This window comes from Pedobacter sp. MC2016-14, from assembly GCF_020991475.1.
GTDB lineage: Bacteria > Bacteroidota > Bacteroidia > Sphingobacteriales > Sphingobacteriaceae > Pedobacter.
Genome location: NZ_JAJMPA010000001.1, coordinates 934,194 through 946,950 on the forward strand (window position 1 = coordinate 934,194; position 12,757 = coordinate 946,950).

At 40.1% G+C, this 12,757-nt stretch carries 7 protein-coding genes; all 7 read left to right on the plus strand.

All coding sequences use genetic code 11. The features are described 5' to 3' along the window. The 7 genes from LPB86_RS03900 to LPB86_RS03930 all read left to right on the plus strand — a co-directional run bounded on the left by LPB86_RS03900 (position 1) and on the right by LPB86_RS03930 (position 12,756). Positions 1-1,239 (plus strand): hypothetical protein, encoded by a 1,239-nt coding sequence (locus LPB86_RS03900; RefSeq protein WP_230641233.1) that lies wholly within the window; start codon positions 1-3, stop codon positions 1,237-1,239. Further along, positions 1,227-1,574: a hypothetical protein gene (locus LPB86_RS03905; RefSeq protein ID WP_230641234.1), complete on the plus strand. Its 348-nt coding sequence runs from the start codon at positions 1,227-1,229 to the stop codon at positions 1,572-1,574. Before LPB86_RS03900 ends, LPB86_RS03905 begins: the two co-directional genes overlap by 13 nt. After that, positions 1,571-2,050 (plus strand): type II secretion system protein J, encoded by a 480-nt coding sequence (locus LPB86_RS03910; protein WP_230641235.1) that lies wholly within the window; start codon positions 1,571-1,573, stop codon positions 2,048-2,050. Before LPB86_RS03905 ends, LPB86_RS03910 begins: the two co-directional genes overlap by 4 nt. A 3-nt stretch (positions 2,051-2,053) precedes the next feature. After that, positions 2,054-3,208 (plus strand): type II secretion system F family protein, encoded by a 1,155-nt coding sequence (locus LPB86_RS03915; RefSeq protein ID WP_230641236.1) that lies wholly within the window; start codon positions 2,054-2,056, stop codon positions 3,206-3,208. A 35-nt stretch (positions 3,209-3,243) separates the two neighbouring features. Continuing rightward, positions 3,244-3,525, plus strand: coding sequence for a hypothetical protein (locus tag LPB86_RS03920; protein ID WP_230641237.1), 282 nt, complete (start codon positions 3,244-3,246; stop codon positions 3,523-3,525). Between the two features lie 267 nt (positions 3,526-3,792). Next, positions 3,793-6,804 carry a hypothetical protein gene (locus tag LPB86_RS03925; protein WP_230641238.1) on the plus strand — a complete coding sequence of 1,004 codons (3,012 nt, stop codon included), beginning with the start codon at positions 3,793-3,795 and terminating at the stop codon, positions 6,802-6,804. 75 nt (positions 6,805-6,879) lie between these two features. Then, positions 6,880-12,756, plus strand: coding sequence for a DUF6443 domain-containing protein (locus tag LPB86_RS03930; protein WP_230641239.1), 5,877 nt, complete (start codon positions 6,880-6,882; stop codon positions 12,754-12,756). The last annotated feature ends 1 nt before the right edge of the window (position 12,757 follow it).

Genomic DNA, 12,757 nt, shown 5'->3' on the forward strand with positions numbered 1-12,757 from the left:
ATGGTTAAAGCAGCGGCACTGTATATTGTGATCATCATTGCTTTGTTGATTGGGATGATTTCGGTTTCGTTGCTGACTATTGCCTATTATTACCGTGCGGAGAGTCAGAAGAAAGCCCGTACCGACCGCTTATGCTCCAGTTTGGAATCTGCCAGGGCTTTGTTGCTTAGTGGCGATTACCTGGCTTATGATGCTGAGCTTTCCAAAGATTTGTATGGTGATGGTAAGGACAGTGTGGTATTGCAAAAGTCAGGCTGGGGTGTTTATACTTTAAATACGGCAAAGGCTTTTGAGCTAGCGGATACTTTAAAAAGCGCCTTTTTGTCCGGGATTTCTTTTACGGATCCGGCGGCGATTTACCTGGCAGATGAGGACCGGCCGCTTTCTGTAAGTGGAAATACGCAAATAACAGGAGATGGGGAACTGCCAAAAGCGGGCTTGAAACAAAGTTACGTAGATGGTAAGCCTTATGCTGGGAAGGAACTGATTAGAGGTGCCATCCGCAACAGTACACGTGATTTGCCTCCCTTAAATGAGAAATGGATCAAAACTTTGCTGGATAATTTTAAGCGGAAAGATACCTTGGCTTTTGCGGTTAAAGATTCTTTAAACAATTCTTTTTTTAACCCCGCCCTGGTGTTAAAAATGGGATTGGCAGATACGGTATTGTCGGGCCTTGCGATAAAGGGAAAAGTAATTTTGATATCGGACACCGTAGTGTACATTAAAGCGGGAGCGGTATTAGAGGATGTGCAAATCTATGCGCCATCTATCGTGGTTTCTGAAGGCTTTAAGGGCAGCTGCCAGTTGTTTGCAAGGGATTCTGTAGTGGTGGGTAAGGGCTGTACTTTTTTGTACCCTTCTTTTATTGGGGTGTTTAAACCAGATGGTGGCAGGATCCAGGCGAAGATCAGTCTGGCTGCGGGTACCCGTTTTTCGGGCTTATTGTTGAGTTATGAACAAAAAAGGAGCGATTTGCAAACCCTGATTTCTTTGGCTAAAGATTGCCTGGTTAAAGGGGAGGTATATGCTACGGGATATATCAAACTGGAAAAACAGGTGCAGGTTTATGGGAAAGTGTATGCCAAGCGCTTTATTATGCAGACTCCGGCTACTTTATATGAGAACTACCTGATTGACCTGCTGCTGAACCGGAAATTGCTGAGTAAGTATTACCTGAGTTCGCCTCTGTTTAAAAGAAAGCTTGCTGACCAAAATGTATTGAAATGGCTAAACTAGGTATAAAGATGATCAAAGCTTCTACGCTGGTGGAAGTGATTGTGGCCATGGTGGTGATCATGGTGGTTTTTGTACTTGCACTGGGTATTTATACTGGAGTACTGCGCAGTTCTCCTTCTTTTAGGCAGCAGGAAATGCGGGTAAAAACAGAAAATGTATTGGAGCAAAGTGTTATGGAACGGAACTGGGAAGATGAGGTGCTGGTTAGCGACAGTATCGAATTGCAGAAAACTGTTGCGCCTTATGAACAGGATACTTCATTGCTCTTGATTACGGTGAAGGCAGTTGAGCGGGGTAAAGAAATTGGGCTTTCACGTAAGATCGTCAAGAAATGAGGAAGCTGGCCGCATTTACGCTATTGGAGGTAACGATTGCCATGCTGCTGATCAGCATTGTACTGGGCATTACGTATACGGCCTATCGGCTGGTGAGTCGATCTTATGTGACTTATGCGCAGAAACAGGAAAGGCTGGCTACCTTTTTAACCGCGGATAAACTGCTGAGACAGGACTTTTTGCAAGCTAAAGGGATTGTAAAATTGGCTGATGGTACGGCTAAAGGTTTAGAGTTGGAAACGCCACAGGGTTTGATTACGTACCAGTTTGCCGAGGCTTACCTGTTGCGGGACCAGCATGCGCTGCGGATAGATACGTTTAAGCTTGCGGTGAAAGCCCCCGGTCTCTTCTTTGAGGGGGAACCTGCTGAAGCTGATGGAAAGGTAGATCAGTTGCATTTTGAAACACAACTGGAGGGCGCAGCGCTGATCCTCAACTATAAAAAATTGTACAGTGCCCAGGATTTATTTGATTAACATATGCCATCTATAGACATCTCCGGATACCCGAAAAAGAAAGCTTCTAAAGCGAAAGGTTCAGCTTCTGCTGCTGAAGGGAAAGACCTGCTGGCCTTTTTGAACCAGGACATTAGTTTTGGCAGCAAGCAGGTGCCGGATAAAAAGAAAGAAAGTTTGTATGTGGAGCTGAGCACTTTGTTGCTTTCGGGCATTGACCTGCGGACGGCATTGGAACTGATTTTAGTGGACCAGGAAAATGCGAAAGATAAGGTTTTATTTGAAGGGATCAGGGCCAGGATTTTAGCGGGTTTAGCACTTTCTGAGGCCTTAAAGGAAACGGAGCGTTTTAGTGATTACGAGTATTTTAGTTTAAAAATTGGCGAAGAAACGGGCAGGCTAGGTGAGGTGCTGACGGATCTGGCGAAGTATTATAAGAGTAAAATTCAGCAGCGGAGGAAGATCATCAGTGCGGTTTCGTATCCGGTGATTGTGCTTTGTACCTCTATGGGGGCGGTATTGTTTATGATCAAGTTTGTGGTGCCCATGTTTGCGGATGTGTTTTTACGCTTTGGCGGTAAGCTGCCCTGGATTACGGCGACGATCATCAGCATCAGTACCTGGTTTGACCAATATTTTATGTGGATGGTTTTGGGGATTGTGGCGCTAGTAGTTTTGTACTTTTTGAAACGGAACAGTACAAGTTTCAGACGGTTTTCTTCTGCCTTGTTGATGCGGACGCCCATTGTGGGTGACATTGTAAAGAAGATTTACCTGGCAAGGTTTGCCAATACAATGCGTTTACTGGTGAGCACGGATACGCCTTTGTTACGCTCTATTGCGCTGGTGCGGCAGATGATTGATTTTTATCCTATTGAAACTTCTTTGCTGAGTGTGGAGCAGGAGATTTTAAAAGGCGAATCGCTGCACAAAAGTCTTTCTGCTTTTTCTTTTTACCCGCCCAAAATGATCCAGCTGATTAAGGTTGGCGAAGAGGTAAACCGCATGGATTACTTTTTTGAAAAGATTGCCCAGCAGTATACGGAAGAGGTGGAGTTTAAAACCAATGCAATCAGCAGTCTGCTGGAACCGATCATCATCATCTTTTTAGGTTTGGTGGTCGGGGTGATTTTGATTGCGATGTATTTGCCAATGTTCCAAATGAGTAATAGTTTTTAATTAATATATATATCATCCTTTTTAGCCTCCTTATTATGAGAGTAGATTTAACGCTTATTGAAAGACTTGACGCATCCATTGCCAGTAGTGCTACTGGCTGTCCAAACTGTTTAGCAGAAAAATTTGACATTTCAGAGCGCTCGCTCTATGATTACCTTAAAGAAATGAAGAAACGGTGGGACGCCCCCATAGATTATTGCCACAGAAGGAAGACCTATTATTACACACGGGAATTCGAATTGTATATCGGCAATATCCAGGATTATAAAGCAAGATTGGTGAAAGAAATATTGGCCACAATACACAATACATTTTAGACAAAATTCTTTTTTGGGTTCTCTGTTTTTAAGCTGTGAACATTCGATTTTTTGCAGTGGTGAAATTTTGAGACTTTTTAATAGGAGAAGGTTTTGATACTTAAAATCGTGTTTTTGGTAGCTTGAATGCGGTTTTTTAGGGTTAAAGCCTGGTGGGAAATATTTTCAACTATTTTGCCTACTGCAGCCCAGCTGCAGTAGGGTTTTGTAGTATTGCCTAATTCAACTGATAAACTATCTATTGATGTTTGTTAATCCATTATTTGTATGAAGAAAATTATAAAACCTCTTTTTGCCTTAATTATATCATTGATAGTTTTTAACGCTGATGCGCAAAATATAAATTCCTTTTTGCCAAAAGGAACTATGACAACACCAAATAGTGCATCCTTAGCTAAATTTATAGATTTTCCTGTAAGTAAATATAAAGGTATTCCAAAAATAGATATCCCAATTTTTGACATTGATACAAAAGGATTTAAACTTCCAATTTCATTAGCTTATAATTCTTCAGGAATTAAAGTAAATGAAGATTCTGGTGTGGTTGGTTTAGGGTGGAGTATAAATTTAGGTGGGCAGATAATGCATGAAGTACGTGGCAATGATGACATTCGTTCACCATATTTTTCAGCTTATGCACCTGGTTTTGAAGACAAAATACCCTATCCAACTCAACAGAATTCTTTTAACATTGAAACCTATAAGATCTGTACACCTATCACGGCGAATATTGCCTCAGCAATAAGTTCTGCGGGTATTTTCTACCCAATGTCGATACGAGGTGCAGCTTGCTCAAACCAAACGACAGATTTTTCAGGTTATATGTCTCATACGTCAACTCAATATAATTCTACTGAATATGAACCTGACCTCTATCATTTAAGTGTTGGAAATTTCTCGACAACCTTTGCTTTAAAGAGAAATGGAGTTGCGGTTGAAAAGAACCCAACAGATTCGAAGATCGGATTTTCAAAAGCTTCAAATAATGAGGTCACCTGGAATATCTATGACAGAGATGGAAACCATTATTTTTTCGAAAAAAAGGAGACTACATATATTACGCCACAGGTAGAAAGTCCATTGACTTTCGAATCAAATTGGTTTGTTACAAGAATTGAGACGGCTAATAATGATCGGATTGATTTTATCTATCTACCAAGGGATACAAACTCTATAAGGGATGTCACGGGATTAAATGAGGTAGAGAATTCAGCTAATGGTAGTGTTAACTATACCCGTCTTTCTAATAAACACCTTTCTACGCATTTACTTACGGGAATTACTTTTCCGAATGGGAAAATAGAAATAGCATACGGAAATCGTAATGACGTTCAATTTGAAAAACGAATTGATCAGGTCAAGATATATAATTTAAAAAATGATTCCTATTCACTAATAAAAAACTTCAAATTTAATTATGATTATTTCATAAGTAATTTTACCGCACCATCTCCGGCTGTCGAACAGGGTACTCACCCCGATTTGCTGAACAAACGACTAAAGTTAAAATCTCTTGAGGTTGGTGTTGAGTCTGAGCTCCAAAAATATAATTTTAAATATAATGAAGTGCTGTTACCTAAAAAGAATTCTTATGCCCGGGATCATTGGGGGTATTTCAATGGCAATGCGACGAACAATTCTTTAATTGCTAAAGAGAGAATAAGGTTGATGCAAGGGGGGGTTGGTCAAGCGTTCGATGTATTAGGTGCAAACAGAGAGCCTGACTCATTATTTAATCAATGTTTCGTATTAGAGGAAATAATGTTTCCGACTGGTGGGAGTACAAAATTTATTTACCAAACTAATGATTATGACTTGTCAAACTCAAAAAGGAGCGATTTTTCAAATACTTTATTTCCGATTCAAGAATATAAAAACCAATGGACCTATTTAGGAGGGGGACTAAGGGTAAAGTCGATAGAAACTAAAGCAAATGATCAGGATTTACATCCAATGAAAACAGAGTATGTTTATAATTATTTCGAAGAAATAAAAAGCCCATTTACACAACAAGATACTGTAGTTAAAAGAAGTTATGGTATTGTACCTTCAATCCCTTCTTACTGCACTTTCAGTTATTCGACTGGCATCGTTGGCGGTTTTTCCAGATTGGTGAATAGGTACTCCTCCCCAGTTACGGATGTTAACGCGGCAGCTGCCGGGATTGGGTATTCTAAAGTTGTAGAGTACAAGAAAAATGAGAATTTACAGCGGACTAAAACAGAGTTTTTTTATCATAACCAAGCAGACATTGTGTATGATCATAGTTATTCCCGTTTTCCAGGTATTAAAAATGGATACAGCAATTTTAATGGTCTTTTGTTAAAAGAAGTGCAGTATAGAAATAATTCAGGTCCGTTGGAGCAGTATTCTAAAATCCATGTAACTAACAATGTATATAAATTTACCCGGAGAAATGAGATTTGGGCGATGAAATATTATGGAGCAGATCTTAATCCTAATGCCGTCGTAGAATTATTTTACTGTGCAATTGCTTCAGATGATATAAATATTGTTAATGTCGTTGATACATTATTTAATGATACAGGTAGTCCAGTCATTAACGAGGTTAAATATTCTTATAGGCCACAAAGTTATAAGTACCTTGATTTCAAGGAATCGTTAAATAGCAAAATGAAATTTATTAGGACAGCTTATAAATACCCTGTAGATTTTCCTACAAATCCAGTGTATACGAGTATGGTTTCCAGAAATATGTTATCTCCAATTGTCGAGGAAAAACAAATGTTGGACAACAATCAGATAAGCTTAGTTAGGACAAATTATTTTTCACCATCAGCAAATTTATACACTCCTTTGTCGGTTGAAAAGCAGGCTGCAGAAGGCACAGATATAAAGAAATCTAATTTTACGAGATATGACTTATTTGGAAATATGCTGGCGATGAATGATGATTTTGGAGTAAGTACTTGTTATATATGGAGCTACAATTCGTCATTGCCGGTGGCGGAATTAAAAAATGTAACATATGCAGAATTACAGCTGATTAAAAATAATGCAAGCCTAAATGCATTTAGTAATTTGTATCCTAGCAGGACCGCTATCGAGAATTTTATTTCTCCAATAAGAGCTGCCTTTCCGAACTCTATTATTTCTACATACAGCTATGATCCATTAATTGGTATAACGAGCATGACAGATGGTAAAGGGATAGCTACTTATTATGAATATGATACATTTCAACGATTAAAAAGTATAAAAGATCAAAATGGAAGTATCCTTAAAACCTATGAATATCATTATAGAAGTAATAATTAATAAAACGACGATTTCTGAAAATGGATAATTTACAGGTTTCCGATTAAATTATTAAAATTTTTTAAAATACTTATTATGAGAAATATTTACTTAAATATATTTGTAAAATTAAACGTTGTTCTAATTTTTGGGTTTAGCTTTTGGCAACAAGGCTTTTCTCAATCACCTAATATTTCATATTCGGTTTCTGGCAAACTGGTCTTTAGTCCGGGAAGCCAAATCGTACCGCTGGTACCAACCAACACTGGAGGGCAAGTGTATTACGACACACAGAAATTAGTGGCCGGCAATGGCAATGCTGGAGCTGTTGACGGCCATGGGATTTTTGCCAGTTTTAACAGGCCAGGTGGGATAGTGGTAGACAACTTGGGTGTAATTTATGTGGCAGATTATTTAAACCATTTAATAAGGAAAATCCTGCCATCTGGTGATGTAACTACATTATCTGGTAATGGATCTCCAGATGTTGTAAATGGTCCTATACCTTTGGCAAGGTTCTTTTACCCATATGAAATAGCACTGGACAAATTTGGAAACTTGTATGTATCTGAGGATGCTAACCAAATTAGAAAGATCTCAAACCAGACGATGGTTTCTACATTAGCGGGAGGTTCTTTTTTTCCGGGTTACGCTGATGGTCCCGGAACACAGGCTCAATTTAATCTTCCATCGGGTATGGACGTTGATGAAATGAGTAACTTGTATGTTGCAGATTCGGAAAACCATTGCATCAGGAAGATTACACCACAAGGCATGGTTACAACATTTGCAGGTGCGGGTTGGGTGGGGATGTTTAATGGGGTTGGCACCGAAGCAAGTTTTAATAGTCCTTCTAGTGTAGCTGTAGATAGTCATGACAACGTTTACGTAGCCGACCGCAATAATTATGTAATCCGAAAGATTTCTCCGGCAGGCCTTGTAACAACGTTTGCGGGAAGCGGAACTCCTGCAGAAGTTGATGGTATTGGGTTGGCTGCATCATTTTATCCTCCGCTGGATATTGCGATAGATGCATTTGATAATTTATATATTGTGTGTGAAGGTACCTCAAGTATAAGGAAGATTAGCCCTGAAGGTAAAGTGTCTACAATTGTTGGAAGGTTAGGTCTTAATCCTGGCACGCCTACCTCTATTGCGGTAGACGATAAGGGCAACATATTTATCGCCAATCAGGAGAATAAGATTTTGAAAGTAGAGGCTATAGGTTATACCATAAGCCCGTCTTTACCTGAGGGACTTGTGTTTGACAGGGCTAGTGGAACGATTAGCGGGCAGCCGTCGCAGCTTTCTTCTGAAACAATTTACACGGTAACGGCAACGAATGGTTCTGGTAGCCATACCACGATTTTAAATATAGCTGTTGGTTCCATCCCAGCTGAACCTACAGTATTAGCACCTGCTATCTCTTATGCCGGCCCCGCAAATTTTATAGCTGGTAGTGCGATCACTCCTTTGATCCCAAATAACACTGGCGGTCCGGTCGGTTCTGAAGGCCCTATAGAATCCATATTGGCGGGCAGCGGAGTTGCTGGTGCAGAAAATGGAGTAGGTACAGCAGCGACATTCAATTTTCCGTCAGGATTGGCAGTTGATGCCGTAGGAACCGTATATGTAGCAGATTATAATAATCATCAGATCCGTAAGGTGATGCCGGATGGGACTGTCACTACTTTAGCAGGTAATACGGTGCCAGGATCAACAGATGGGAATCTTTCGGAAGCGCAGTTTGATCGTCCGTTTGGAATAACAGTTGATGCATGGGGTAATCTTTATGTTTCTGAAGATGTGAATGTAATTCGTAAAATTACCGGTGGTGTAGTAAGTACATTTGCTGGTAGCTATTGGAGTGGTGATGATAACGGGCAAGGAACGGCGGCAAAATTCAACTTACCATCGGGAATGGCCAATGACCGGAACGGCAATGTATATGTAGCCGATTATAGTAACAATAAAATAAGGAAAATTACGCCTTCAGGTTTAGTGACTACCGTAGCTGGAAATTTGGCTGCGGGTGCTTTGGATGGTTTGGCGGCAAACGCTACCTTCAATGGTCCGACTAGCATTGCTGTTGATGGAGATGATAATATATTTGTTGCTGATTTCAATAATCATAAAATTAGAAAAATTACGCCGGCGGGTGTAGTGAGTACTTTTGCGGGGAGCGGTGTTGATGGTGTTGAAGACGGACTAGGTACGGCATCAAGTTTTAGCCATCCAATGGATATCGATGTTGATAAATATGGAAATGTTTATGTCATTTGTTCAGGGATGTCAACGGTAAGGAAAATTACTGCGCAGGGTGAGGTTACTACCCTTGTAAATCCAAGCTCTGATTTCGATTACCTCACTGCGATCTCATTGGATAAGGCTGGAAATATTTATGTATGTAATGCTCAATCTCAGATTTTATTAATAAAGAGTGAAGCATTTAAAATAAGCCCCTCTTTGCCTGCTGGCTTAAGTTTTGATGTGTTAAATGGCAAAATAAGCGGCACACCGACTGCTGTCTCAGCATTAACTACTTATACAATTACCGCTCTAAATGCAGGTGGAAGTAGTGTAACAACACTGGATATTGCTGTCTCCTTACCTGTAGGATGTGTAAATCCAAGTCAGGATCAGAACTATATCCTGACCTATACGCCTTTGGTAAAGGACCTGAACTCTGAGTTTGCGATTATTGGAGCCAGTTGTGATAAAATGAAGGTACAGGCCGATATTCAGTATATAGATGGTTTGGGCAGGCCTTTACAGAATGTACAGGTTAAAGGGAGTGGAGATGGCTTAAAAGATTTGGTGGTGCCTATTGCTTATGATTCGTTTGGAAGGGAAATGAGGAAATACCTGCCTTATGCGAGTACCACAAATAACGGCGTTTATAAAGCAGATGGCCTGACCAAGGTAATTGACTATTATAATGCCCCTCAGGCAGGTCATGCTGTTACTTTTAATACGCCATTTTCGGAAACAAAATTTGAGCTTTCTCCACTAAGCAGGGTAGAGGAACAGGGTGCACCTGGGGCAAGCTGGCAGATTGGTGGGCATACCAGCAAACTAGTTTATGGTGCCAATACCATTGATCAGAATTTTTCGACTACGGGTTTTGCAGTAAGACTTTTTGATGCGGTTCTAGTTACTACATCTGGCCATACACATGAACGGACTTTGTCGAGTACGGGCTTTTATGAGGCGAGTCAGCTATTTTTGGTAGTTAGTAAGGACGAGAACTGGGTAATTACTGATGGCAAGGCGGGCACTGTTGAAGAATATAAAGATAAGGAAGGCCAGATTGTACTAAAACGTATATTTAACAGAACCGCAACCGATGTAATAGAAGTGCTTTCTACTTACTACGTGTATGATGACTTCGGTAACCTAAGTTTTGTTCTTCCTCCGGGGGCAAATCCTGATGCGGGGAGTATCAGTCAAACGACATTGGATAATTTTTGTTATCAGTACCGTTATGACGGCAGAAATCGTTTGATCGAAAAGAAACTGCCTGGCAAAGGCTGGGAATATATGGTGTACAATAAGATAGATCAGCTGGTTTTGAGCCAGGATGCGAATCAGCGGCTGGAAAATAAATGGCTGTATAGTAAATATGATGGATTGGGCAGGCTGGTAAGTACAGGTATTTACAGTGGCATTAGCACATCTAACCGTTCTGGTTTGCAAACTACGGTTGATGCACAAACGATAAATTTGTGGGAAAGCCGTGATGCGGGTGCGGAGTATAGCAATGCTGTATTTCCGACAAGTTCTACTGAAGAGCTTACTGTAAATTACTACGATAATTATAACTTTCCCGGCGGTAATGCTTATAGCTATGCCGCTGGAAGCGCCATGATTAAAGGCTTGCTTACGGGGACTAAGGTAAAGGTACTTGGAACGTCTACAATGCTGTTAAGCCTGACTTTTTATGACAATAAGGGCAGGGCAGAAAAGGTATTTCAACAGCATTATTTATCTGGTGCTCAGAATGCACAGAATTACGACGAGGTAAAAAATACGTATTCCTTTACAGATCAGTTATTGGAAAGTACACGTATTCATCATGTGGGTGCAAACCAAACGAGTATTGTTAATAAATATACTTATGACCACATGCGTAGAAAGCTGCTTACCAAGGAGTCGATTAATGCTGCTACTGAAGTCATATTGAGTAAACTGGATTACAATGAAATTGGACAGTTGCTAACCAAATCTATACATAGCGAGGATGATACAAATTTTACCCAGCATAATGGTTATCTCTATAATGAGCGTGGTTGGTTGAATAAAATTAATGATCCTTCTGCCCTTGATGGCAGTACTGTTTTTGGAATGGAATTGTTGTATGGCAATAAAGCGGATGCTTTTAATGGAAATATTGGCGGAATAAACTGGAAAACGAAGGTGCCTGTTGGCATGGGGCTTATAGAACAGCTGCAAAGCTATGTGTACGATTATGACAAACTGAACCGTTTGGAAAAAGCTGGTTACACCACTGCGGGGACCGTGGATAAATTCAATGAAGTATTAAAGTACGACCAGATGGGTAACATGACCAATTTGAAACGTAAGAATAATGTTTCGGGTTTTTTAAATGATTTTACGTATAATTATGGCGTGAATGGTAACAGTGGCAATCAACTTTTGGGTGTTACTGATTTGGGTACTGCAGCGCAGGGTAGTTCTTATACATATGATGAAAATGGTAATCAAAAAACGGATAGCAGGAAAGCCATATCGATAAACTATAACCTGCTGAACCTTCCGCAAATCATTACTAAAACGGGTACTGCCGCTACACTGGGTTATGTTTATGATGCTACAGGAAGGAAGCTAAAAAAGGTTTTTGGAACTGACGTAAGGGATTATATTGGGGGCATTGAGTACCATAATGGTGTTATAGAATTTATTCAGACAGAAGAAGGCAGGGCTTTACCTGCTGCAGGTTCTGCTTACAGCTATGAGTATATGCTAAAGGATCATCTGGGCAATACGCGTGCTACCATTAAGCAAAATGGTGATATTATTCAGGTCCAGGATTATTATGCTTTTGGCCTTGAGATGAATGCCGGAAATAATTTAACACCAAGTCCGGCAAACAAGTATAAATACAATGGAAAAGAAAAGCAGGACGAACTTGGTTTAGATCAGCTTGATTACGGAGCAAGGTTCTATGACCCGGTGATTGGGCGTTTCAGTACGATAGACCCGCTTTCTGAAATTTCTAGAAGAAATAGTCCTTATAGTTATGCGCTTAATAACCCGATACGTTTCATCGATGTTGATGGAATGTTTGCTGATGAACCGACACCTGAAGAAGCCGCACTCATAGCTGCTCATGTATATGGTAGTGCTGAAGATAATATAAAATTAAAAGGAGGATGGGCTGTTAGTAATAGAGATGTTGGATTGAAGGCCTCAGATTATACAAATTCAAACACCGGTATAAAATCTGCTTTATATGAAAGAACAGTGGATGGTAAAACTGAATATGTTTATGCTACTGCTGGCACTGAAATGGTTGATATTAAGGATACTAAGGATGTAGTCGCTAATGCGGCTCAAGTATTTGGTACATCGGCGCAATATGATAAATCTGTGGATAATGCTAAAGCTATCAAGACCAGTTTAGGTAGTTCAGAACTTACATATGTTGGACATTCATTAGGAGGGGGTGAGGCTAGTGTTAATGCTATAGTAACTGGTGACAAGGCTATGACTTTTAACGCTTCCGGCATTAGCATACCTACAAAAATGAAATATGGCGGATTTATGGCAGGCTTTAATTCGTTCTCCGACAAAGTTACCGCTTATCAGCTTAAATCAGATCCATTAACGATTTTGCAAGATGCAACACTATTACCAGGTGCGGTAGGAACTGTAAAAATGATAAGCCCTAAAGGGTCTGCTGCTAAGAGGGATGGACATAGCATTTTGAGTGTTATTAAAAGTATACGTTAAC